This is a genomic window from Lentisalinibacter orientalis (genome assembly GCF_040706535.1).
GTDB lineage: Bacteria > Pseudomonadota > Gammaproteobacteria > Steroidobacterales > Woeseiaceae > Lentisalinibacter > Lentisalinibacter orientalis.
Window position 1 is genome coordinate 37477 of the sequence record NZ_JAPDRJ010000004.1, and the last position, 23199, is coordinate 60675.

Sequence of the window (23199 nt, forward strand, 5' to 3'; positions counted from 1 at the left end):
GAGCAATGGATGATCTCGTCTACGTGGCGATGACCGGCGCGAAGCAGACCGAGCTCGCGCAGTCCGTCAACAGCCACAACCTGGCCAACGCCAGCACCACCGGGTTCCGGGCCGACCTGCACGCGTTCAGCGCGCTGCCCATCCAGGGCTTCGGCGAGCCGACCCGCGTGAATGCCGTCGCCGAGAACTACGGCACGGACCACCGCCGGGGCGCGACGATGAGCACCGGCAGGGAGCTGGACGTGGCCGTGCAGGGCGAAGGGTTCATCGCCGTGCAGGCGCCGGACGGCAGCGAGGCCTACACGCGGGCCGGCGACCTCCGGGTCAACTCGGTGGGCGTCATGACCAACGGTGCGGGCCATCCGGTGATGGGCAACGGCGGGCCCGTGGCCGTGCCGCCCCATGCCAGCATCACAGTCGGCGCCGACGGCACCATCTCCATCCGGCCACTGGGCCAGGGGCCGGAGACGCTCGCCACGGTGGACCGCATCAAGCTGGTGCGCCCGGACACCGAGCAGCTGGAGAAGGGCGCCGACGGCCTGCTGCGGCTGAAGGACGGCGCGGTGGCCGAGGCGGATGCCGAAGTGCGTCTGACCTCCGGCGCGCTGGAGTCCAGCAACGTCAACGTGGCGGAGACGCTGGTGAACATGATCGATCTGGCGCGACGCTACGAGCTGCAGGTGAAGGTGATGACCACCGCCGCCGAAGATGCCGACAAGGCCGCGCAACTGCTCAGCATGAGCGGATGACAGCACAGGAAAGCAGGAGCTAAACGATGAATCAGTCACTCTGGATTGCCAAGACCGGCCTCGATGCGCAGCAGACGCGCATGTCCGTGGTCTCCAACAACCTGGCGAACGTGAACACCACCGGTTTCAAGAAGGGCCGCGCGGTGTTCGAGGATCTCATGTACCAGAACGTGCGCCAGGCGGGCGGCCAGACCTCCCAGGACACCGAGCTGCCCTCGGGCATGATGCTCGGCACCGGCGTGCGCGTGGTGGCGACCGAGAAGCTGTTCACCCAGGGCAACGTCCTGCAGAACGGCAACGCGCTGGATACGGCCATCCAGGGCCGCGGTTTCTTCCAGGTGCAACTGCCGGACGGCACCACTTCCTATACCCGTGACGGCAGCTTCAAGCGCAACGCCCAGGGCGAGCTGGTGACGGCCAGCGGCTACCTGCTGCAGCCGGGAATCACCATCCCGGATGCGGCGCAGAGCATCACCATCGGTTCCGACGGCACGGTGTCCGTGCAGCTCGCCGGGCAGGCGTCGCCCGTGCAGGTGGGCACGCTGCAGCTGGTGGACTTCATCAATCCGGCAGGCCTGCAGCCCCGCGGCGAGAACCAGTATCTGGAGACCGCAGCCAGTGGTTCGCCCCAGCCGGGCACGCCCGGACTGAACGGCCTGGGCACCGTGATCCAGGGCGCGCTCGAGGGATCGAACGTCAACGTGGTCGAGGAGCTGGTCAACATGATCGAGACCCAGCGCGCCTACGAGATGAACTCCAAGGCCATCTCGACCAGCGACCAGATGATGCAGTACGTGAACAACAACCTCTGAGCCTGAATGAACCCGGGCCCGGAGCCAGGACCAAGAGCGATCCCATGGATGCACTGAAACGAATCAAGACCGTCGCCACCGTCGCCACCGTCGCGGCGCTGCTGGCGGCCTGCGGCAGCGCGCCCCGCTACCCGGAGAGCTATGCGCCGCCGCAGCCGGTGCCGCCGCCGCAGCCCGCCGAGCCGGACGGCTCCATCTACCAGGCCGGCAGCGACGTGCGGCTGTTCGAGGACCTGCGCGCCGGGCGCGTGGGCGACATCCTCACCGTCCGGCTGGATGAGCAGACCGCGGCGAGCAAGAACGCGCAGACCTCGACGGACAAGAACACCAGCGCCGATTACTCGGGTCCCACGGTGTTCGGTCGACCGGTCACGAAGGACGGGGTGCCGATTCTCTCCGGTGCGCTGGACGGCAGCTCGGAGTTTTCGGGAGAGGGCGCCAGCAGCCAGTCGAACAGCCTGCAGGGCGACATCACGGTGACCGTGGTGGAGCGCATGGCCAACGGCAACCTGATGGTGAGGGGCGAGAAGTGGGTGACGCTGAATCAGGGCGAAGAGTTCATCCGCCTGTCCGGGATCATCCGGCCCTACGACATCGAGCCGGACAACTCGGTGTCCTCCCGCAAGGTGGCGGACGCCCGCATCACCTACTCCAGCAAGGGCGTGCTGGCCGCCGCGAACCGCATGGGGCTACTGTCCCGGTTCTTCAACTCCATCCTGAATCCCTACTGAGGACGCCGCGCCATGAATAACCGCAACCGGTTTCCGACTATCCGCCAGGCAGCGGCCGCGGCGGCAGCCTGCGTCCTCGTGCTGGCGGCCGGTGCCGCCCAGGCCGAGCGGGTCAAGGACCTCGCCTCCGTCGCCGGCGTGCGCAACAACCAGATCGTCGGCTACGGCCTGGTGGTGGGCCTCGACGGTAGCGGCGACCAGACCAGCCAGACGCCGTTCACCGTGCAGAGCCTGAAGAATATGCTCACCCAGTTCGGCATTACCGTACCGCCGAACGTAAACCCGCAGCTGAAGAACGTGGCGGCCGTGTCGGTGCATGCCGACCTGCCCCCCTTCGTGAAGCCGGGCCAGACCATCGACGTGACCGTCTCCTCCATCGGCAACGCCAAGAGCCTGCGCGGCGGCAGCCTGTTGATGACGCCGCTGCGCGGCGCCGACGGCCAGGTCTACGCCGTCGCCCAGGGCAACCTGGTGGTGGGCGGCTTCGGCGCGTCGGGTCGCGACGGCTCCAGCGTGACGGTGAACGTGCCGAGCGCGGGCCGCATCCCGAACGGCGCCACCGTCGAGCGCGAGGTGGCCACCGCCTTCGACCAGGGCGATGCCATTATGCTGAACCTGCATTCGCCGGACTTCACCACCGCCCACCGGCTGGCCGACGGCATCAACGAGCGGCTCGGCGCCGACATGGCGCGGGCCATCGACGCGGTCTCGGTGCGCGTACGCGCGCCGCAGGATGCGTCCCAGCGCACCTCCTTCGTCTCGGTGCTCGAGAACTTCGAGGTGGAGCCGGGGCAGGCGCCGGCGCGGGTGATTATCAACTCGCGCACCGGCACAGTGGTGATCGGCTCTCACGTGCGGGTGCGCCCGGCGGCCGTCTCCCACGGCTCGCTGGTGGTCACCATCAGCGAACAGCCCTTCGCCAGCCAGCCGCAGCCTTTCAGCGACGGCGAGACGGTGGTGCTGCCGGACTCCGAGGTGGAGATCACCCAGGAGGCGAACCGCATGTTCCTGTTCCAGCCCGGCACCAGCCTGAACGAGATCGTGCAGGCGGTGAACCGGGTGGGCGCGGCGCCGGGCGACCTGGTGGCGATCCTCGAGGCCCTGAAGCAGGCGGGCGCGCTGCGCGCCGAGCTGCTGGTGATCTGAGGGCGGACCCGTGAAGCCCGTCGTCACCGACTTCCAGCAATTCACGGCGCTGCGCACCGAGGCGCGCGGCGGCGGGGATGCCGCGCTGCGCGAGGCCGCCAACCAGTTCGAGGCGATCTTCCTGCAGACCATGCTGAAGTCCATGCGCGATGCCAGCATGGGCGACCCGATCTTCGGCGACAGCAATGCGTCGGAGACCTATCAGGACCTGTTCGACAAGCAGATGGCCATGGAGATCTCCGGCGGACCGGGCCTGGGCTTCGCCGATCTGCTGGTGCGCCAGCTCGGCGGCAGCCACCGTGCGGGCGGCGACCAGAGCGGTCTGGCGATAAACAAGGACCTGGGCAAGGGGCTGGGCACGGCCATGTACGAGGCGCCGGCCATCGGCCGTCGGGTGCCGGTGGAGGGCACCACCGAGCGGCCGCTGTGGCAGAGCCCGGCGGAGTTCGTGCGCAAGCTCTGGCCCTATGCCAGCCGGGCGGCGGACAGACTGAACGTCGATCCCCGGGCCCTGATCGCCCAGGCGGCGCTGGAGACGGGCTGGGGCAAACATGTGATCGCCGATGAGAACGGCCGCAGCTCGCTGAACCTCTTCGGCATCAAGGCCAGCGGCGGCTGGCAGGGCGATGCGGTCAGCGTGCGCACCATCGAGTACCGGGGCGGGGCGGCCCGTCCGGAGGTGGCGAGCTTCCGGGCTTATCCCTCGCTGGCGGCCGGATTCGACGATTACGCCCAACTGCTCGGCTCGAATCCGCGCTACGAGAGCGTGCTGAACCGGGGCGAGGACGTGGCGGGCTATGCCGAGGCGCTGCAGGCCTCCGGCTACGCCACCGATCCCGCCTATGCCGACAAGATCAAGTCGCTGCTCGGCTCCGAGACCATGGGCCGGGCGCTGGAATCACTCAAGTTCGGCGGATTGATGCCGATAGACAGGGAACGCTTCTCCTTCTGACGGGAGCGTGCTGACGAGGGACCATGTCGAATATCCTCTCCACAAGCGTCTCCGCCCTGCTGTCGTTTCAGCGCGGCATAGAGACCACCGGCCACAATATCGCCAATGCGAGCACGCCGGGCTACAGCCGCCAGCGGGTCGACCTGGAGACGCGTCAGCCCGGCGTGATCGGCAACCAGTACATCGGTTCCGGCGTCAACGTCGCGAACGTGCGCCGGATCTACGACGAGTTCCTCGGCAACGAGCTGTCGGCCGCGACCACTTCCCAGGCACGGCTGGATACGCTGGCGGGTCTCTCGGGCCAGGTGGACAACCTGCTCTCCGATCCCAGCGTGGGCCTCGCGCCCGCCATCCAGAACTTCTTCAACGCCGTGCAGGATGCCGCCGGCGACCCGGCGTCCGTGCCGGCGCGCCAGGCCCTGGTCAGCCAGGCGGATACGCTGGCCTCCAGCTTCGACTTCCTCGACGGCCGCCTGCAGTCGCTGGAGAAGGACATCAACGGGCGCCTGCGCCAGTCGGTGACGGACGTCAACGAGCTGGCGACGGCGATCGCAGAGCTGAACCGCCGGATCGCCAGCGCCGAGGCAGGCGTCTCCGGCCAGCCGAACGACCTGCTGGACCAGCGCGATCTCCTGATCCGCAGGCTCTCCGAGCAGGTGGCGGTGACCACCGTGCCCCAGGGCGACGGCGCCCTCAATGTGTTCATCGGCAACGGCCAGACGCTGGTGACCGGCAGCCAGGCCCGGCAGCTCGCCACGCAGCCGAGCGAATTCGATCCGCGCCGCCTGGAGGTGGTGTACGAGGGCGATGCGGGCACCGGTGCCCTGGGAGGCGATCTCTCCGGCGGCGCCATCGGCGGCATGATGGACTTCCGTCGCCTGGTGCTCGACCCCACCCGCACGGCCATCGGCGAGACCGCGGTGGCGCTGGCCACGGCCTTCAACGAACAGCATGCGGCGGGCATGGACCTGAACGGCCGCCTCGGCGGCGAATTCTTCGGCATCGGCGATCCGGCGGTGCTGGTCTCGTCGCGCAACACCGGCACGGCCGGCGTGGACGCGGTGGTCGCCGACGTGGCGGGCCTGCAGAGCACCGACTACGTGATGAGCTACGACGGCAGCGCCTGGTCGCTGACCCGGGCCGACAACGGCCAGGCCATCCCGATGAGCGGCAGCGGCACGGCGGGCGATCCGTTCCTGGCCGGCGGACTCGAGATCACGACGGGTCCGGGCGCGGCCGCCGGCGACCGCTACCTGATCCAGCCTGCGAAGGGCGCGGCGGGCACGCTCACCCGCACTGTCGCCGACGCCCAGTCAGTGGCGCTGGCGGCGCCCGTGCGCACGGCCACCGGCACGGACAACGTTGGCGATGCGCAGATATCGGCCGGCGAGGTGATCGATCCGGCCGATCCGGATCTGCTCGCCGGCGCCGTCATCGAATTCACGGCACCGGATACCTACACGATAGACGGCGCCGGCTCCTTCGCCTATGCGAGCGGCGACGCCATCGACCTCAACGGCGCCCGCGTCGTCATCACCGGTACGCCTGCGGCCGGGGACGTCTTCCGCATCGAGGCCAATGCCGGCGGCACGGGTGACAACCGCAACGCGCTCGGCCTGGCCGAGGTGCAGACCCGGGGTCTGCTCGCGGGCGGCACCGTCGCCGTCTCCGAGAGCTACGGCCGTCTGGTCGCCGAGGTGGGCACCGTCAGCCGCCAGGCGCAGATCGGCCTCGACGCCCAGACCGTCGTGCGCGAGGACGCCGAGCAGGCGCTCAGCAACAAGTCCGGCGTGAACCTGGACGAGGAGGCCGCCAACCTGATGCGCTATCAGCAGGCCTATCAGGCGGCCGCTCAGCTCATCGGCGTGACCAATACCCTGTTCGAGACCCTGATCGGGGCGTTCCGCCGCTAGGAGGCGACACTGATGCGCATATCCACCGCAGGGATGTTCCGGGCGAGTCTCGGCCAGATGCAGGAGCTGCAGTCGGCGCTCGCCCGCACCCAGGAGCAGATCGCCAGTGGCAAGCGGCTGCTCGCGCCGTCGGACGATGCGATCGGCGCGGCGCGCAGCATCGAGCTGCGTGAGCTGTCCTCGCGCATCGAGCAGTTCGACCGCAACGGCAACCTGGCGCAGAGCCGCCTGTCGGTGGAGGAGCAGGCGCTGGCGAGCGCCGGCGATTTGCTGCAGCGCGCCCGCGAGTTGGCCGTGCAGGCGAGCAACGGCACCCAGAGCAACGAGACCCGCGCGTTCATCGCCACCGAGATCCGCCAGCTCAAGGATCAGATGATCCAGATCGCCAACACCCAGGACACCACCGGGCGTTATCTGTTCTCCGGCTACAGCGACAAGGTGCAGCCGTTCAGCGCCACCGCCGACGGCGCCGTCTACAACGGCGACGAAGGCCAGCGCTTCGTCGAGATCGCCGAGGGTCGGCGCATCGCGGACGGCGACTCGGGCGCGCGGGTGTTCGAGCGCATCCCGCGTGGCAACGGCACGTTCACGACGGCGGCAGCCGCCGGCAACAGCGGCTCCGGCATCATCGACTCCGGGGCGGTGACCGATCCGGCCGCCTGGAGCCGGGATACCTATACCGTCAGCTTCGTCGCCGACGACGCCTGGGAAGTGACCGATGGCTCCGGCACCGTGGTGGCGAGCGGCGGCTTCGAGCCGGGTTCCGCCATCGAGTTCGGCGGCGTGGTGGTCAGCATCAGCGGCTCCCCGGCGGCAGGCGACGAGTTCACCGTCGAGCCCAGCCGCGACCAGAGCGTATTCGCGACGCTGGATCGGCTCGCCGACGCGCTGGAGCGCCCGACCAACAACGACACCAGCCGGGCGGCCCTGACCAACGATCTCAACTCGAGCATGAGCGATCTCGACCGTGCCATCGGCAACCTGCTCGACGTGCGCGCCACCGTGGGCTCCCGCCTGGCGGCGATCGAGGACCAGCGCGACGCGAACGAGGGCTTCGCCATCACCGTGGAGCAGACCATCTCCGAGATCGAGGACCTCGACTACACCGAGGCGCTGACCCGCCTGGCCGAACAGATCAACAGCCTGGAGGCGGCGCAGAAGTCCTTCGTGCGCATCCAGTCGCTGTCGCTTTTCAGCGTCCTGTAAGCGCTGAACGAATCCTCGAAGCCCCGTTCCGGGACGCCGGAACGGGGCTTTTTCGTTGGCGTGTCGCGATCCGTATAAGTCGTTTCCAATGGTTCGCGACGGCCCGGCGGGGCAAAAGTGTGGACTGCTTCACGTCTGCGGGAATTTATGCCCGCAAATGGCGTCCAGGGCTCAAGTAAGGCCCGCTCCGACCGATAAAGAAACTGTACTGCGGTGAGGCAGAGCCCGGACATGGTGTGCGGGGAGCTGAGCGGCAGACCAGCAAATATCGGAAGGAGTGTATGTAATGGCACAGTCGATTAACACTAACGTTGCCTCGCTCAATGCGCAGCGCAACCTCAGCCAGTCGCAGGGTCTGCTGAACACGTCGCTGGAGCGGCTGTCCACGGGCCTCCGGATCAACAGCGCGAAGGACGACGCTGCCGGTCTTGCGATTTCCGAGCGTTTCACCACGCAGATCCGCGGCCTGAACCAGGCCGTGCGTAACGCGAGTGACGGCATCTCCCTGGCCCAGACCACGGAGAGCGCACTGGGTGAGCTCACCAACAACCTGCAGCGCATCCGCGAGCTGGCCGTCCAGTCGGCCAACGCCAGCAACTCCGCCTCCGACCGTGCGGCGCTGAACGCCGAGGTGCAGGAGCGCATCGCCGAGGTCGACCGCATCGCCAAGCAGACCAACTTCAACGGTCTGAAGGTGCTGGACGGTTCCTTCGGTTCGGCCACGTTCCAGGTGGGCGCCAACGTCGGTGAGACGATCAGCGTGAGCCTGAGCACGGACGTTACCGCCGAGGCGATCGGTACGGTCAATACTGCCGCTGGTGGTGCGTTCGCGATGGATACCGACACCGATCCTACGACCGGTGCGGTTACGCTGGATTTCACGGACGCTGACAGCAATGCCATGGGCTCGGTCCTGATTGCGGGTGGTTCTTCTGCTCAGGAAGCCGCGGATGCGATCAACAATGAGAACATCGATGGCGTAACGGCTTTCGTGAACGATAGCGGCAACCTCCAGTTGCTGACGACAGAAGCCGGCGTCACTGTCGCCGAGACTGACACGGGTGGCGGTGGTAACGCTACGGGTCTCGATACGGCAGCGACCGCCACTGAGGCGGCATCTGCCACGACCTCCATCGCCGCAGCTGACATCAGCACGGTGGCTGGCGCCAACTTCGCCATCGCCCGTGTCGACTCCGCTCTGACGGACGTGAACGGCCTCCGGGCGAATCTGGGTGCCATCCAGAACCGCTTCGAGTCCACCATCACCAACCTGCAGACGGTGAGCGAGAACCTGGCTGCTTCCCGCGGCCGGATTCTGGACGCCGACTTCGCTGCCGAGACCGCCAACCTGACCAAGGCGCAGGTCCTGCAGCAGGCCGGTGTGGCCGTGCTCGCACAGGCGAACGCCCAGCCCCAGCTGGCGCTGAGCCTCCTGCAGTAAGCGAGAGCCGGAGCGATAGCACCAGCCATCGCACTGGCAATCGGAGCATGGGGGAGGGGCGGCCGCGTGCCGCCCCTTCCTCTCCTCCCGGACGGCGACTTCACGAACGAATGGGGCAAGCATGAGAACGCACGACGCCGGCTACCAGACTCATCCCGTCATCCGGCCGGCAGCGACCGGCGAGGCGGATCTTCGCGGCGGCAACGAGACGCCGGCGGTTGGCACGACCTTGCCGTTTTCCGCGCCCCGCGACGTGCGGCGCCAGCTGGAGCTGGCCGTACATCAGCTGAACAGCGGCAGCATCCGCTCCGGAATGTTTCTGCGCTTCGCCGTCGACTACAGCGAAAATCCCGCAACCGTGCGGGTTACGGATTCGAAAACCGGCGATCTGGTCCGCTCCATCCCCTGGGGGGAGCTGTTGCCGGAGCTGGACCGCTCGTCGGGCGGCAGCCTGGACTGAACTGGCACGCTTCTTGGATTGCAATGGCTGAGTTGAAAGTAGCTGAGTTGAAAAGGGGCCGGAGCAAGCCGGCCGCCAGACACGAACGAAACAGCAGGAAAGGGTAGCGACCGACATGGCGAGCATCACCTCCACGGGCATCGGGTCGGGACTGGACGTCGGCGGCATCGTCGAGCAGCTGGTCGCGGCCGAGGGCCAGCCGGCCCGGCAGCGCTTCGCGCGGCAGGAGGCGCGGGCGCAGTCCGAGCTGTCCGCGTACGGCACGCTCAAATCCGCCCTGTCCGATTTCCGCGACCAGCTCGACGGCATGAAGTCGCTGAACTCGCTGCTGACCCGGAAGGCGAGCTCCGGCAACGAGGAGCTGTTCGCGGTGGTCCCGGACGAGACCGCGATACCCGCGAGCTACTCCGTCGAGGTGGTGCAGCTGGCCCAGGCGGCGAAACTGACCTCCGGGGCCTTCGCCGACTCCGATGCCGTGGTGGGCACCGGCACACTCACGATCGACGTGGGCGCACTGAGCTTCGACGTCGAGATCACCGAAGAGAACAACACGCTGGCCGGCATCCGCGATGCCATCAACGCCGCCGTGGACAACGCCGGCGTCAGCGCGACCATAGTCAACGCCGAGGCAGGCAGCTACCTGATCCTCTCGGGCACCAGGACGGGCGCGTCCCGCGAGGTCTCGCTGAGCCAGACGGGCGGCGACGGCGGTCTCGCGGCACTCACCTACGACGCTGCCACCGGCACGGGCTCGCTGACCCAGTCCCAGGCAGCCCAGGACGCGCAGGTGCGCATCGACGGCTTCGACGTCTACAGCGAGACCAATACGGTCACCGGCGCCATCGACGGTGTCTCCATCGACCTGCTCGGTGCCGCGCCGGGCGAGACGAACGACGCGGTCATCGAATACGACGTGGCCGCGGTCCGCTCCACGATCACGGACTTCGTGGAAAGCTACAACGAGCTCGTCGACACGGTCGGGTCGCTGACGAACTACAACCAGGAGACGCAGCAGGGCGGCCCGCTGCTCGGCGACGCCACGCTGCGCGGGCTCGAGGCACAGCTGCGCCGCGAGTTCTCCACGCCCGCCGGCAACAGCCAGAGCCCGTTCGGCACGCTGGCGGAGATTGGCGTGAGCCTGCAGATCGACGGCAAGCTCGCCGTCGACGACACCCGGCTGGACGAGGTGCTGGGCGCCAACTTCCAGGACGTCGGCCGGCTGTTCGCGGCCGAGGACGGATTCGCGGTACGGCTGTTCGACCGGGTCGACCGGGCGCTGTCCGACGAGGGCGCCATCGAGACGCGCACGGAGGGCCTGAACAACCGCATCGAGCGCATCGAGGAGCAGCGTGAATCCCTGAACCGGCGCCTGGAGGCGCTGGAGACGCGGCTGCTGCGCCAGTTCAACGCGCTCGACTCGCTCGTGAGCCAGCTCAACAACACCAGCAGCTTCCTCGCACAGCAGCTCGCCAACCTGCCCACGCCGGGCAAGGACTCCTAGGGCACCCGCGGATTCCAGACATGAGCTCCCCATGCGGAGCCGACCAGAGAACCAGAGGACATACAGCAGATGACTTACGCAGCCGGTCCCAACGCACTCCGTGATTACCAGAAGATGCACGTCGAGCAGGAAGTGGCGGACGCGAACCCCTACCAGCTGATCCAGCTGATGCTGGACCGCCTGCTGGCGAGGATCGCCATCGCCCGGGGCCACGTCGAGCGCGGCGATGCCGCGGGCAAGGGGCAGCACATCGGCAAGGCCATCTCCATCGTCGACGGGCTGCGGGTCAGCCTCGACGCCGACAGGGGCGGCGAGATCGCTTCCAACCTCGCGGCGCTCTACGATTACATGTCCCGTCGGCTGCTGCACGCGCAGCTGCACGACGATCCCTCCGCGCTGAACGAGGTGGCCTCGCTGGTGCGCGAGATCAAGAGCGCCTGGGAAGCCATTGCCGACCAGGTGGCCGACCAGGTCGCAAAGCAGGACGGCGCCACCGCCGGGAGTGCTGCGTGACGCGAGCGCTAGCCGGGATTGAATCACTCTCCGACGAGATGCGCCGCTGCGCGGAGCAGGGCGACTGGGAGGCCGTGGAAGCGGCATTGACCGCGCGTGACGGCCTGGTGCGCGAACTCCTCGCCGGCACCAGTGCGGCGGATCATGCGGACGACCTGCGGCGGCTGCTGGAACGGGACGCCGAAATACTGGCGCTTGCCCGGAAGGCACGCGACGCCGTGGCGGCCGAGCTGCGTCAGCTCGACAACGGCCGCAAGGCGGTGCAGGCCTATGGCGGCCAGAATGGCCACAACCGCCAGAGCCGCCGCACCATTGCCGGCTCGGCCAACTCGCTCGGCCCCACCGAGGCCTGATTTCACATAAGCTGCCGAATTGTGACCGGCGTCACGACGTCGGCAGCGGCGGCCCCATTACGCTGTCGACCCTGTATCATCCCGCGTGCGGAACCGAGGAGCCATACAGGGCGTGAGCGACAACAAGAGCGAGAATACGGTCAGTCGCATACTGGTGGTCGAGCAGGACGCGGAGCGCCGCGAGTCCCTGCTGAATCGGCTCGAATACCTGGGCTGCGATGCGGTGGCAGCCGACCGGAACACCGCATCGGGTGACGGATGGACGGCGGTGCTGCTGGGCGACGCCGGTGACGATGACGCTCTGCAGAGCCTGATCCGCTCGCTCCTCTCGGCCCGGCGCAAGATCCCTTTCCTCGTGCTGAACGACGGCGCGCAGGGCGAGCCGCCCGGCGAGCTCACCGGCCATCCGGTCTGGCCGCTGGCGGCGAGCATGCGCCGCTCCGAGCTCAATCGCCTGCTGCAGCGGGCGCGGCGCTATGGCGACGGCGACCGGCGCCAGCGCCTGACGGGCAGTTCCGCCGACATCCAGGCCGTCCGCCACGCGATCGAACAGGTGGCGGACTTCGACACCAGCGTGCTGGTAACCGGCGAGTCCGGCACGGGCAAGGAGCTGGTGGCGCGCACCATCCACGACCTGTCGCCGCGGCGGGACCAGCCCTTCGTCCCGGTCAATTGCGGGGCGATCCCGCCGGAGCTGCTGGAGAGCGAGCTCTTCGGCCACGAAAAGGGCGCGTTCACCGGCGCGGTGAAGTCCCGCCCCGGCCGCTTCGAGCTCGCCGGCGCGGGCACTCTGTTTCTGGACGAGATCGGCGATATGAGCCTGGCCATGCAGGTGAAACTCCTGCGCGTGCTGCAGGAGCGCCGCTTCGAGCGGGTGGGAGGCGCCGACTCGCTGGAATGCCGCTGCCGGATCGTCTGCGCCACTCACCGCGACCTGCGCGCCGCCATCGAGGCGGGCGAGTTCCGCGAGGACCTCTATTACCGCATTAACGTCTTCCCCATCGAAATGCCGCCGCTCAGGAAGCGGGCGGACGACCTGCCGTCACTGCTCGATGAACTCATGGTCGCCCGGTCGCCGGAGGGCGGCGACGGCTTTCGCCTCACGACGGAGGCCATGGAGGCGCTGTCCGTCTATCCGTGGCCGGGCAACGTCCGCGAGCTGGGCAATCTGGTCGAGCGTCTCGCCATCCTGCATCCCTCCGGCGTGATCGGCCTGGACGATCTGCCCGAGAAGTACCGCCGGGCAAGGCCCGCAGCCGGCGCGGGAGCGTCGTCGCCGCCGTCGCCGGATCTGGCGGGCGACGGTCTGGACCTGCGTTCCTACCTGGCCGACATCGAGGTCCGGCTGATCACCCGCGCCATGCGCGAGGCGGGCGGCACCGTGGCGGAAGCCGCGCGCCGGCTGAACATGCAGCGCACCACGCTCGTCGAGAAACTGCGCAAGCACGGCCTGAATACCGACGCCCTGTCGGGAAATTGACGCCAGCCGCCCGGCGGCGTTCGCGTAACCCACTGTTTTAGCAAGCAATCCAAGTTGGCATAAGACTTGCTTGGATAACACCGGACCCTGACCCGGGACCGGCGGAGGCACAGCTCCGCCAGAGATCCGCCGGAGATCCGGCAGAGATCAGCCGGAGATCAGAGAGCGATTCCACGGGACAGCGTGACGGGACAATCGATTGCGACGGAGCAGCGGATTGACGAGTGAAGCCAAAGCCAGTGCCGGACCGGGGACCGAAGCAGCCGCGGATGCGCGCCGCGCCGGTCTCGAGGCGGTCTACGCTGCCCTGCAGCGCGAGGTGCTGACGCTGAACCGGCAGCTCGCCGAGGCGCGCTCCGAGCGCGTGGAGCAGCTGCTGGAGAAGGAGCGCCTCGGCAACCGGCTGGCGCTGCTGCTCGAGTCACTGCCGGGCGCGGTGATCGTGCTGGACGGCGACGGCATCATCGTCGAGTGCAACAACCGCGCCGTCGAGCTGCTGGGCCGCCCGCTGATCGGCCTGACCTGGGCCGAGGTCGTCGACCGGGAATTCGGCGCGGTACGCGATTCGGCCGGCGAGCTCAGGCTGCCCGACGGACGCTGGCTGGCGCTGTCCCGTCGCTCGCTCGCCCCGGAGACGGGCGAGATACTGCTGCTCACCGACGTGACGGAGACCCGCCGGCTGCAGGAGACGGCGGAACGCCAGAGCCGGCTTTCCAGCATGGGGGAGATGACCGCGCGTCTCGCGCACCAGATCCGCACGCCGCTCGCCTCGGCGTTGCTGTACGTCTCTCAGATCGAACAGGGTGCCACCGAGCCCGCACTGACGCGCCGTTTCGCCGGCCGTGCCATCGCCAAGCTGCGCGAGCTCGAGCAGATGATCAACGACATGGTGGTGTTCGCGGGCGGCGGCCGCGGCCCGGCCGAGCGATTCCCCGTGGCCGGGCTGCTGGAGGATGTGGCCGAGGCCGCGGCGGCGCACACCCCCGGCGATGCCGAGGCAGCCGTGGTAACGGTGGTGATGGCCGAACCGGGCCTCACGATGAGCGGCAATCGCCCGGCACTGGCGGGCGCGCTTAGCAACCTCGTGCAGAACGCCCTGCAGATGGCGGGCGATGCGGCGCGGGTGGAACTGGGCGCCGCGCGTACGGACGCCGGCGAGATCTGGCTCACCGTGACGGACAACGGGCCCGGCGTCGACGAGTCCCTGCGGGATCGGATCTTCGAGCCGTTCTTCACCACCCGCCGTCAGGGCACCGGGCTCGGGCTGGCCGTGGTGCGTTCGGTGGCGGGCGCCCACGGCGGCAGCGTTTCCGTCGAGAACCACGGCGACGGGGCCACCTTCCTGCTGCGCCTGCCCGCCGTGGCCGATCAGCCGCTGCTGGCGAGCCGGACGGCCTTCGCCCGGGCCGGCGAGGCGGCCGCGGCCGGCGCCCGCCGCCAACCAGAGTTCAGGAGCAACCCATGAGCGAGAGCCGCGCGTGCCGTGTAATGATCGTCGAGGACGATGCCGATCTGCGCGAGGCGCTGACGGCGACGCTGGAAGCGGCCGATCACGACGTGGTCACGGCCGATTGCGGCGAGAGCGCGCTCGCGCTGCTCGAACGCGAAACCGTCGATCTGGTGGTCAGCGACGTCCAGATGGAACCGATGGACGGGGTGGCGCTGCTGGAGACGCTGCGACGCCGCTACGCCAGTCTGCCCGTGGTGCTCATGACGGCCTACGGCACCATCGAGAAAGCGGTCGAGGCCATGCGCCTCGGCGCCGCCTACTACCTGGTGAAGCCCTTCGAGGCGCGGGAACTGGTCGAGACGGTAGGCCGCCACGTCCGCCCGACGCCGGGCGGCAGCGGCCCGGTGGCCGGAGACCCGACGACCCGCGTGCTGCTGAAGGTCGCCGAGCGCGTCGCCGCCAGCGAGGCCACCGTGACCATCAGCGGCGAGAGCGGCACGGGCAAGGAAGTGTTCGCCCGCTACATCCACCGGTGTTCGCCCCGGGCGGACGCGCCCTTCGTGGCCATCAACTGTGCGGCCATTCCCGAGAACATGCTGGAGGCGGTCCTGTTCGGCCACGAGAAGGGGGCTTTCACCGGCGCCACCAGCGCGAGCCCGGGCAAGTTCGAGCAGGCCCAGGGCGGCACGCTGCTGCTGGACGAGATCTCCGAGATGGCGCTGGGCCTGCAGGCGAAGCTCCTGCGCGTGCTGCAGGAACGCGAGGTGGAGCGGATCGGCGGCCGGCGCACCATTCCGCTGGACGTGCGGGTGCTCGCCACCACCAACCGGGATCTGCGCTCACAGGTGCAGGAGGGGCGCTTCCGCGAGGATCTGTTCTATCGCCTGAACGTCTTCCCGCTGAACATCCCGCCGCTGCGCGAGCGCCGGGGCGACATCCTGCCGCTGGTGGCGAATGCGCTGGAACACTATGCGGGCGGAATGCGCGCCGTGCCCGCGCTGACCCCCGCCGCGGAGCAGAAGCTGGCCGGCCACCACTGGCCCGGCAACGTGCGCGAACTGGAGAACCTGGTGCAGCGCACCCTGATCATGACGGCGGCCGACACCATCGACTCGGACGACCTGATCTTCGAGGACGGCGGGCACATCGCCGCGCCCGGCGGCGGCGCGGACGGGGATCTGCAGGACGACCTCTGGCAGCGCGAGCAGCAGCTGATCCTGGAGGCGCTGCGCGAGGGCGACGGCAGCCGCAAGTTCGCCGCCGAGCGCCTCGGCATCAGCGCGCGGACGCTGCGCTACAAGCTGGCGAAGATGCGCGAGGCCGGGGTCGACGTCCCCGGCGGCAACGGCAATGGCAATGGAAATCGGGAGGTCGCCTGAGCGCGGCCGTCGAGAGTCACAGGTAGAGAGCCATGAATACGATCCGACCCGAACAACTGCTGGAACAGATCCGCGCGATGAGCCCGGGCCTGCAGCCCGAGTCCGTGCAGCCGCCGCCGACCGGTCGTCCCGAGTTCGGGGACGTCCTGCAGGACACGCTGAAGGCGGTCAACGAGGCGCAGAAGGCATCCGGCGATCTCGCCGCGCGCTTCGAGGCCGGAGATCCGAACACGAGCCTCGTGGACGTCATGCTCGCCCGGCAGAAGTCCGGGCTGGCCTTCCAGGCGGTGACCGAGGTACGCAACAAGCTGGTCAGCGCCTACCAGGACATCATGAACATGCCGGTGTGAGGTTGACGCTGGTGTTGACGGTAAAGCCCTATGGAAAATAATCCTCCGATCGAGAATCGCTTCGCCGCGGCGTCCCACCTGGACTTCGCGGCCGTGATGCGCATACCCGCCGTGCGCCAGGTGCTGCTGCTGGTGGGCGTCGCGGGCAGCGTGGCCATCGGCATCGCCCTGTTCCTGTGGTCGCAGTCGCCGGCCTACACCCAGTTGTACGGCGACCTGGCCGAGCGGGACAGGAGCCAGGTGGTCGAGGCCCTGCGCACCGCCGGCATCGACTTCCGGCTGGATCCGGGCACCGGCGCGGTCATGGTGCCCGACGCACGGGTGCACGACGCCCGCCTGGAGCTGGCGGCGAACGGACTGCCGGAAGGCACCGGCATGGGCCTGGAGATGATCAAGGAGCCCCAGGGCTTCGGCGTCAGCCAGTTCATGGAGAACGCGCGCTATCAGCATGCGCTGGAGACGGAGCTGGCACGCACCATCCGCAACGTGCGCTCGGTGCAGGAGGCCCGCGTGCATCTCGCCATGCCGAAGCAGACCGCGTTCGTGCGTGACCGGGAGGACGCCAGCGCCTCGGTGATGCTGAGCCTCTACGGCGGCCGCCAGCTCGAACCCGAGCAGGCGGATGCCATCGTGCACCTGGTCGCCTCCAGCGTGCCCAACCTGATGGCGAAGGACGTCACGCTCATCGACCAGCACGGGCGCATGCTGAGCTCGAACGGCGAGCGCAACGGCTATGCGCTGACCGCCGCCCAGTTCGAGCACACGCGCACGGTCGAGCAGAGTTATCGGGAGCGCATCGTGGACCTCCTCACGCCGCTGGTCGGCGCGGGCAACGTCCGCGCCCAGGTGGTCGCCGACATCGACTTCACGGTGAAGGAGGAGACCCGGGAGAACTACGACCCCGAGAGCACGGTGGTGCGCAGCGAGACCGTCAGCGAGCGCCAGCGCAGCGGCGGCTCCGACGCGGCCCAGGGCATCCCGGGGGCGCTCAGCAACCAGCCGCCCGAGGCCGGCGGCGTGGCGCCCCAGGAAGGCGAGGCCGCCACCGCCAGCGCCGTGAATACCTCGCGCGAGGCCACGCGCAACTTTGAGGTGGACAAGACGGTGAGCCGGGTGATCGCGCCCACGGGTGCCATCCGCCGCCTGTCCGTCGCCGTGCTGATCGACGACGTCGCCGCGGCCGGCGCCGCCGCCGAGGATGCCGCTGACGGCGAGGCTGCCGGCGCCGCCAGCCTCGGCGAACAGGACATCGCCCGCATGACCGCCCTGGTGAAGGAGGCCGTCGGCTTCGACGAGGCGCGGGGCGACTCGGTGCAGCTGATCAACGCGCCGTTCCAGCCGGCGCCCGAAGTCGCGGCGCCGGACGGCCCGCCGATCTGGCAGCAGCCCCAGGTGCTCGCGATCGGCCGCCAGGTGCTGGGCGCGCTGCTGGTGCTGGCGCTCGGCTTCGGCGTCCTGCGCCCGATGCTGCGCGGCATCGTGCAGAGCCACCAGCAGTCGACGCCCCAGCTCGCCGCGGCGGGAGGCGCGGGCGCCCTCGGCGCGCCCGCGCACCAACACCAGCCGCAGCTGAGCTACGAGCAGAAGATCGCCGCGGCGAGAAATATCACCACCTATGACCCGGGCCGCGTGGCCCAGGTCGTGAAGAAATGGGTAGCAGAGGATGTCTGAGCAGCCGAATTACTCCGGCACCGAGCGCGCCGCGGTGCTGCTGATGACCCTGGGCGAGGCCGAGGCCTCCCAGGTGCTGAAGCACATGAGCGCCCGGGAGGTACAGCGTCTGGGCGTGGCCATGGCACAGATGAAGGACGTCTCCAGGGACGCCGCCGACAACGTGCTGAACCACTTCGTCTCCGTCGTCGAGGAGGAGACCTCGCTTGGCGTCGGCACCGAGGCCTACATCCGCAAGGTGCTTGTGAATGCCTTCGGCGAGTCCAAGGCCGACGCGTTCATCGACCGCATCCTCATCGGCGAGGACGCGAGCGGGCTCGAGGCGCTGAAGTGGATGAGCTCGGAGTCCGTGGCCGAGATGATCTCCGACGAGCACCCCCAGATCATCGCCATCGTGCTGGCGTATCTCGACGCGGATCAGGCCGCCCACGTGGTAGAGCTGCTGCCCGAGGAGATCCGCAGCGAGGTCGTCATGCGGGTGGCCAAGCTCGACGACGTCCAGCAGAGCGCGCTGGCCGAGATCGAGGCGCTGATCGAGAAGAAGGCGAACATGGGCGAGCGCACGGCCACGGCGAAGATCGGCGGCGACAAGGTGGCCGCCGACATTCTGAACGCGCTGACGCCCCAGGACGGCGACTCCATCCTGGGCTATATCAACGAACAGAGCGAATCGCTGGGCCAGCGCATCTCGGAGAAGATGTTCATGTTCGAGAGCTTGCTCTCGGTGGACGACCGGGGCATACAGGCGCTGCTGCGGGAGGTGTCCAACGACCTGCTGGTCCTGGCGCTGAAGGGCACGGACCAGGCCATGCAGGACAAGATCTTCGGCAACATGTCGAAGCGCGCCGCCCAGCTCCTGCGCGAGGACCTGGAGGTCAAGGGCCCGGTGCGCGTGAGCGAGGTCGAGACCGCCCAGCGCGAGATCCTCACGGTGGCACGCCGCATGGCCGACGCCGGCGACCTCGATCTCGGCACCAGCGGAGAGGAGTATGTCTGAGCCCGCGACGGACAAGGCGGCCACCCGCTGGCAGCAGCCCGACATCGGCGACGAGGGACTGGTCACGGCCAGCCGGCTGGAGACCCTGCAGCGGGAGGCCTACGAGGAGGCCTGGCGCCAGGGTTACGAGGAAGGCCTGCAGGCCGGTGCCGACGAGGTGGGCGAGCGCGCGGCCAGGCTGCAGTCACTGCTCGGCGCGCTGTGCAAGCCGTTCGAAGAACTCGACGACGAGGTGGAGCAGCAGGTGCTGCGGCTGGTGACGCTGGCCGTGCGTCAGCTGCTGCGCCGGGAGCTGCAGAGTGATCCGGGCCACGTCATCGGCGTGGTCCGGGACGCGCTGCGCATGCTGCCAGTGGCCAGCCGCAGCATCGAGGTGCAGCTGCATCCCGAGGACGCGGCGCTGGTCCGTGAGGCCCTCACGGTCGCCGAGGAAGAGCGGCCGTGGCGGCTCACCGAGGACCCGCTCGTGACCCGCGGCGGCTGCCTGGTGAAGGCCGAGAAATCCCGCATCGACGCCACGGTGGAGAGCCGTCTGAATCGCACGCTGGCGGGCCTGATCGAGGACGAGCGCGCATGAGCGGCGGTGCCGGAACGGCGGTACCGTCCGCGAACCGCTCCGCCCGCTGGGCCGAGCGCCTGCGTCACTACCAGGGCCGCATCGAGAACGCGCCGCCGATGGTGGTGGAGGGGACGCTGCGGCGCACGGTGGGCCTCACGCGGGAGGCGGAGGGCTGTCAGGCCGCGGTAGGCGGCCGCTGCGACGTGGTCTCGCTGGGCGGCCATACCGTCGAGACGGAGGTGGTGGGGTTCGCGGGCGAGAGTCTCTACCTGATGCCGACCGGCCACATCCACGGCATCGCCCCCGACGCGCGGGTGATCCCCTCGCCGGGCGTGCGGGAGGTGGCGGCGGGTACGGAGCTGCTCGGCCGGGTCCTCGACGGTCGCGGCCGTCCCCTGGACGGGCTCCCGGCGCCGCGGGCGAGCGACCGCGTGCCGCTGACGGGCACCCGCATGAATCCGCTGGAGCGCCGCCGGATCACGGAGCCGCTCGACGTGGGCGTGCGCTCCATCAACGCGCTGCTGACCGTGGGACGCGGTCAGCGCATGGGCCTGTTCGCCGGCAGCGGCGTCGGCAAGAGCATGCTGCTCGGCATGATGACCCGCTACACCAACGCCGACGTGGTGGTGGTCGGGATGATCGGCGAGCGGGGCCGCGAGGTGAAGGAATTCGTGGACTCCACGCTGGGCGAGGAGGGCCTGGCCCGCTCGGTGGTGGTGGCGACGCCCGCGGACGACACGCCGCTCATGCGCCTGCACGGCGCCTGGCTCTGCACCGCCATCGCGGAGTATTTCCGCGACCAGGGGCTGCAGGTGCTGCTGCTCATGGATTCGCTGACCCGTTTCGCCCAGGCGCAGCGGGAGATCGCGCTCGCCATCGGCGAGCCGCCCGCCACCAAGGGCTATCCGCCGTCGGTCTTTGCCAAGCTGCCGCAGCTCGTTGAGCGGGCCGGCAACGGCGCGAGCGGCGACGGCTCGATTACGGCGCTCTACACCGTATTGACGGAGGGGGACGACCATAACGATCCCATCGCGGATGCGGCGCGGGCCATCCTGGACGGGCACATCGTGCTTTCCCGCCAGCTGGCCGAATCCGGCCTGTATCCGGCCATCGACGTCGAGGCGTCGGTGAGCCGGGCGATGCACCAGATAACGCCGAAGGACCAGCTGGCCCAGGTGAGCCGTTTCCGCCAGATCTACGCCACCTACCAGCACAACCGGGACCTGATCGCGGTGGGCGCCTACCAGCGCGGCTCGGACCGGCGCGTGGACGAGGCCATCGGCGTCTGGCCGGCCATGATCGAGTTCCTGCGCCAGGACTTCGAGCAGCGCGTGGACATGGCGACCAGCCTCAGGATGCTGGACAACCTGCTGCCGGCGGAGCCGACCGGCACGGAGCCGGTGCCGGCCTATGGTGGCAATGGTGGCAATGGTGGCAATGGTGGCAATGCTGCCGCCGCCGGCGGAGGAAACTGACATGGCGAACAAGCGCTCCACCCGCATGCAGCCGGTGCACGACGTGGCCAGTGCCGAGGAGCAGGACCTCTCCCGCGAACTGGGCAGGGCCGAACGCACGCTCCAGGAGCAGATCGGCCGGCTGCAGGAACTGCGCAAGCACCGCGAGGAATACGCGGCGAAAAGCCGGGAGAGCGAAGCCGTGGGTTCGAGCCGGTGGCGGGACTACCGGCTGTTCCTGGACCGGCTGAACCAGGCGATCGTCATGCAGGAGGGCATCATCGCCGACTGGCGTCGCCGGCGGGACGCCCTGCGGCGGCAATGGCAGGTGAAGCGCCAGCGGCTGGAGTCGCTGGACCGCATCATCGACCGCTACCGGCGCAACGAACTCCGCGAAGAGGAGCGTCGGGAGCAGCGGGCCGTGGATGCCGAGGCGCGCCCCCGCCAGGTGTTCGGTGAAGACTAGGCTCTGGCACGCTTCTTGCTCCTGTCCGGATGGATCACACAAGACGGGAGCGGTCCCTTGATCGAAAACATGCTGAACATGCGGCCCGGTGAGGGCTTCGCGACGGGCTCCGGCCCCGTGAAACTGCGCGCTGCGGCCGCCGATGGGTCGGCCGGAACGCCGTTCCGGATCCCGGCGCTGGCCAACCCTGGCGCTCCCGGTTTGCCGGCAAACGGCTTCCGCCCGGACGGCAACGCCTTGCCGCCCGGTGATACTCCGGACGGGAGCCTGCGCAGGCTGGGGAACCTGTTCCCGGGCGACGCCCGGGATCCGGCGGCGGTCTCGACCCGGCAGATGCTCGAGCAGGCCGCGGTCCGTCTCGGCGGCGAGGCGGGCGGGCGGGGTCGGATTGCCGGCGCGCAGATCGTCGGGGAGGAGGCGGCCGCTGCGGCTGTCGCCGGAGGCATCGAACCGGCAGGCACGGCGCTGCCGACAGACCTGCTGCCCGACCTGGAACTGGAGTTTCCGGCCGCGCCGCTGGAACTCCGACCCGAGGGACTGGGTCTGGTAACGCCGCCGCTGGACGGTTCTGCCGGCACCGTTGATGCGATCTCTGCGCCGGCCGACGGGATCAGGACGGGCTTGCCGGGTGCGCCGTATGGCGGTTTGCATCCCGCACTCGCCGATCCGTTGAGCGCTCTGCCCCCGGGTGCCCGGGGATCGGATTGGGCCGGCGCGCTGCCGGCGGGGTCTGCCGGATCGGTTTCCGCGGGGCTATCGGTAATCCAGGGAATCCAGGGACTGCAGGGATGGCCTGCCGCAGTGATGGCGGGCGACAGCGCGGCCAATAGCGCGGCCAATGCCCGGGCCGCCGCCGAGACTCTCGCCGCCGGACTGACGTCGCTGAATGGCCAGCCGCCGGGCACGCCGGTGGTGCCGGCGGCGTCCGGCGCGAACGGAATGGCGGGTCAGGCGTCCGCGCCGGGCCTGCAGGCCGCGCCTCCGGGGATCGAGGCCATGGCCGGACTCCGTCAGGCCATGGCGGATCTTGCCCGTGACGGTGGCGGCTCCTCCGCCGACCGGGGCCGCCCGGCGCCAGAGGCCCTGACCCGCACCGACGGGGCAGGCTTCCACTCCACCCTCGGCCTGACGGCGGCATCCCAGGCCTCGGCGGCCGACCGCCCGATGTTCATGCTGCCGTCGCCGCCGGGGACGCCGGAATTCGCCGACCAGGTGGCCGAGCGGGTGGTCTGGATGGCCGGCCAGAAGCTGGATCGGGCACAGATCAGGCTCAACCCGGCCCATCTCGGGCCGATCTCCGTCGACGTGAGCGTGGGCGAGGACGGGGCGAATATCACATTCACCGCCCAGCACGCGGTGACCCGAGAGGCTCTGGAGCAGGCGCTGCCGCGGCTGCGGGAGATGTTCAGCGGCTCGGGCCTGGCCCTGGCCGGCGCCGACGTCTCGGGCCAGGGCCCGGACACGCACCGGGGCGGTGACGACGCGGGGACCGCCGCCGGCGGCGAGACGGCGCCGGGTATCGGCGTGAGCGGGGCCGCGGACGCCGAGGCGGTCGCCGAGACGCCGGTGCGCTCCGGTCCGGCCGCGCGGGGGCTGATCGACACCTATGTCTGACG

General features: G+C 69.3%; 22 protein-coding genes. All 22 read left to right on the top strand.

Annotated features, from left to right (window positions below):
* Positions 1-5 precede the first annotated feature (5 nt).
* The 22 genes from flgF (at position 6) to ACJMK0_RS14245 (ending at position 23197) form a co-directional block, all read left to right on the top strand.
* Positions 6-749 (top strand): flagellar basal-body rod protein FlgF, encoded by a 744-nt coding sequence (gene flgF / locus ACJMK0_RS14140; RefSeq protein WP_405239140.1) that lies wholly within the window; start codon positions 6-8, stop codon positions 747-749.
* Positions 750-775: 26 nt separating this feature from the next.
* A complete protein-coding gene (gene flgG, locus ACJMK0_RS14145) occupies positions 776-1561 on the top strand; it encodes a flagellar basal-body rod protein FlgG (RefSeq protein WP_405222797.1) in 786 nt (261 codons plus the stop codon).
* Between the two features lie 44 nt (positions 1562-1605).
* Positions 1606-2292 (top strand): flagellar basal body L-ring protein FlgH, encoded by a 687-nt coding sequence (gene flgH, locus ACJMK0_RS14150; RefSeq protein WP_405239142.1) that lies wholly within the window; start codon positions 1606-1608, stop codon positions 2290-2292.
* A gap of 12 nt (positions 2293-2304) precedes the next feature.
* Positions 2305-3438 (top strand): flagellar basal body P-ring protein FlgI, encoded by a 1134-nt coding sequence (locus tag ACJMK0_RS14155; protein ID WP_405233768.1) that lies wholly within the window; start codon positions 2305-2307, stop codon positions 3436-3438.
* Between the two features lie 10 nt (positions 3439-3448).
* Positions 3449-4390, top strand: coding sequence for a flagellar assembly peptidoglycan hydrolase FlgJ (gene flgJ, locus ACJMK0_RS14160; protein ID WP_405239144.1), 942 nt, complete (start codon positions 3449-3451; stop codon positions 4388-4390).
* Positions 4391-4413: 23 nt separating this feature from the next.
* Positions 4414-6303 carry a flagellar hook-associated protein FlgK gene (gene flgK, locus ACJMK0_RS14165; protein WP_405239146.1) on the top strand — a complete coding sequence of 630 codons (1890 nt, stop codon included), beginning with the start codon at positions 4414-4416 and terminating at the stop codon, positions 6301-6303.
* 12 nt (positions 6304-6315) lie between these two features.
* Positions 6316-7509, top strand: coding sequence for a flagellar hook-associated protein FlgL (flgL, locus tag ACJMK0_RS14170; protein WP_405239148.1), 1194 nt, complete (start codon positions 6316-6318; stop codon positions 7507-7509).
* A 286-nt stretch (positions 7510-7795) separates the two neighbouring features.
* Positions 7796-8950: a flagellin gene (locus ACJMK0_RS14175; RefSeq protein ID WP_405239150.1), complete on the top strand. Its 1155-nt coding sequence runs from the start codon at positions 7796-7798 to the stop codon at positions 8948-8950.
* 121 nt (positions 8951-9071) lie between these two features.
* On the top strand, positions 9072-9410 hold the full coding sequence (locus tag ACJMK0_RS14180; RefSeq protein ID WP_405239152.1) for a flagellar protein FlaG: 339 nt from the start codon (positions 9072-9074) through the stop codon (positions 9408-9410).
* A gap of 115 nt (positions 9411-9525) precedes the next feature.
* Positions 9526-10911, top strand: a complete 1386-nt coding sequence (gene fliD, locus ACJMK0_RS14185) for a flagellar filament capping protein FliD (RefSeq protein WP_405239154.1) — start codon at positions 9526-9528, stop codon at positions 10909-10911.
* Positions 10912-10980: 69 nt separating this feature from the next.
* Positions 10981-11424: a flagellar export chaperone FliS gene (gene fliS / locus ACJMK0_RS14190; protein ID WP_405239156.1), complete on the top strand. Its 444-nt coding sequence runs from the start codon at positions 10981-10983 to the stop codon at positions 11422-11424.
* The gene (locus ACJMK0_RS14195) at positions 11421-11777 is read left to right on the top strand and encodes a flagellar protein FliT (RefSeq protein ID WP_405239157.1); all 357 of its coding nucleotides are present in this window, start codon (positions 11421-11423) and stop codon (positions 11775-11777) included. The genes fliS and ACJMK0_RS14195 overlap by 4 nt, the downstream gene beginning before the upstream one ends.
* A 112-nt stretch (positions 11778-11889) precedes the next feature.
* Positions 11890-13257, top strand: a complete 1368-nt coding sequence (locus ACJMK0_RS14200) for a sigma-54 dependent transcriptional regulator (RefSeq protein WP_405239159.1) — start codon at positions 11890-11892, stop codon at positions 13255-13257.
* 217 nt (positions 13258-13474) lie between these two features.
* The gene (locus ACJMK0_RS14205) at positions 13475-14722 is read left to right on the top strand and encodes a sensor histidine kinase (RefSeq protein ID WP_405239161.1); all 1248 of its coding nucleotides are present in this window, start codon (positions 13475-13477) and stop codon (positions 14720-14722) included.
* Entirely contained in the window at positions 14719-16086 is a 1368-nt protein-coding gene (locus ACJMK0_RS14210; protein WP_405239163.1) for a sigma-54-dependent transcriptional regulator, read from the top strand. The genes ACJMK0_RS14205 and ACJMK0_RS14210 overlap by 4 nt, the downstream gene beginning before the upstream one ends.
* Before the next feature lie 32 nt (positions 16087-16118).
* Entirely contained in the window at positions 16119-16436 is a 318-nt protein-coding gene (fliE, locus tag ACJMK0_RS14215; RefSeq protein ID WP_405239165.1) for a flagellar hook-basal body complex protein FliE, read from the top strand.
* A gap of 30 nt (positions 16437-16466) precedes the next feature.
* Complete coding sequence (fliF, locus tag ACJMK0_RS14220; RefSeq protein WP_405239167.1) at positions 16467-18107, top strand: flagellar basal-body MS-ring/collar protein FliF; 1641 nt, start codon at positions 16467-16469, stop codon at positions 18105-18107.
* Positions 18100-19104 carry a flagellar motor switch protein FliG gene (gene fliG, locus ACJMK0_RS14225; protein ID WP_405233754.1) on the top strand — a complete coding sequence of 335 codons (1005 nt, stop codon included), beginning with the start codon at positions 18100-18102 and terminating at the stop codon, positions 19102-19104. The genes fliF and fliG overlap by 8 nt, the downstream gene beginning before the upstream one ends.
* Complete coding sequence (locus ACJMK0_RS14230; RefSeq protein ID WP_405239169.1) at positions 19097-19681, top strand: FliH/SctL family protein; 585 nt, start codon at positions 19097-19099, stop codon at positions 19679-19681. Before fliG ends, ACJMK0_RS14230 begins: the two co-directional genes overlap by 8 nt.
* On the top strand, positions 19678-21138 hold the full coding sequence (fliI, locus tag ACJMK0_RS14235) for a flagellar protein export ATPase FliI (RefSeq protein ID WP_405239171.1): 1461 nt from the start codon (positions 19678-19680) through the stop codon (positions 21136-21138). The genes ACJMK0_RS14230 and fliI overlap by 4 nt, the downstream gene beginning before the upstream one ends.
* A 1-nt stretch (position 21139) precedes the next feature.
* Entirely contained in the window at positions 21140-21583 is a 444-nt protein-coding gene (gene fliJ / locus ACJMK0_RS14240) for a flagellar export protein FliJ (RefSeq protein ID WP_405239173.1), read from the top strand.
* Between the two features lie 69 nt (positions 21584-21652).
* Positions 21653-23197, top strand: coding sequence for a flagellar hook-length control protein FliK (locus tag ACJMK0_RS14245; protein ID WP_405239175.1), 1545 nt, complete (start codon positions 21653-21655; stop codon positions 23195-23197).
* The last annotated feature ends 2 nt before the right edge of the window (positions 23198-23199 follow it).

Coding starts and splice junctions, on each gene's coding strand:
- flgF (WP_405239140.1), top strand. CDS start 6: ATGGATGATCTCGTCTACGTGGCGATGACCGGCGCGAAGCAGACCGAG.
- flgG (WP_405222797.1), top strand. CDS start 776: ATGAATCAGTCACTCTGGATTGCCAAGACCGGCCTCGATGCGCAGCAG.
- flgH (WP_405239142.1), top strand. CDS start 1,606: ATGGATGCACTGAAACGAATCAAGACCGTCGCCACCGTCGCCACCGTC.
- ACJMK0_RS14155 (WP_405233768.1), top strand. CDS start 2,305: ATGAATAACCGCAACCGGTTTCCGACTATCCGCCAGGCAGCGGCCGCG.
- flgK (WP_405239146.1), top strand. CDS start 4,414: ATGTCGAATATCCTCTCCACAAGCGTCTCCGCCCTGCTGTCGTTTCAG.
- flgL (WP_405239148.1), top strand. CDS start 6,316: ATGCGCATATCCACCGCAGGGATGTTCCGGGCGAGTCTCGGCCAGATG.
- ACJMK0_RS14175 (WP_405239150.1), top strand. CDS start 7,796: ATGGCACAGTCGATTAACACTAACGTTGCCTCGCTCAATGCGCAGCGC.
- ACJMK0_RS14180 (WP_405239152.1), top strand. CDS start 9,072: ATGAGAACGCACGACGCCGGCTACCAGACTCATCCCGTCATCCGGCCG.
- fliD (WP_405239154.1), top strand. CDS start 9,526: ATGGCGAGCATCACCTCCACGGGCATCGGGTCGGGACTGGACGTCGGC.
- fliS (WP_405239156.1), top strand. CDS start 10,981: ATGACTTACGCAGCCGGTCCCAACGCACTCCGTGATTACCAGAAGATG.
- ACJMK0_RS14210 (WP_405239163.1), top strand. CDS start 14,719: ATGAGCGAGAGCCGCGCGTGCCGTGTAATGATCGTCGAGGACGATGCC.
- fliE (WP_405239165.1), top strand. CDS start 16,119: ATGAATACGATCCGACCCGAACAACTGCTGGAACAGATCCGCGCGATG.
- fliF (WP_405239167.1), top strand. CDS start 16,467: ATGGAAAATAATCCTCCGATCGAGAATCGCTTCGCCGCGGCGTCCCAC.
- fliG (WP_405233754.1), top strand. CDS start 18,100: ATGTCTGAGCAGCCGAATTACTCCGGCACCGAGCGCGCCGCGGTGCTG.
- ACJMK0_RS14230 (WP_405239169.1), top strand. CDS start 19,097: ATGTCTGAGCCCGCGACGGACAAGGCGGCCACCCGCTGGCAGCAGCCC.
- fliI (WP_405239171.1), top strand. CDS start 19,678: ATGAGCGGCGGTGCCGGAACGGCGGTACCGTCCGCGAACCGCTCCGCC.
- fliJ (WP_405239173.1), top strand. CDS start 21,140: ATGGCGAACAAGCGCTCCACCCGCATGCAGCCGGTGCACGACGTGGCC.
- ACJMK0_RS14245 (WP_405239175.1), top strand. CDS start 21,653: ATGCTGAACATGCGGCCCGGTGAGGGCTTCGCGACGGGCTCCGGCCCC.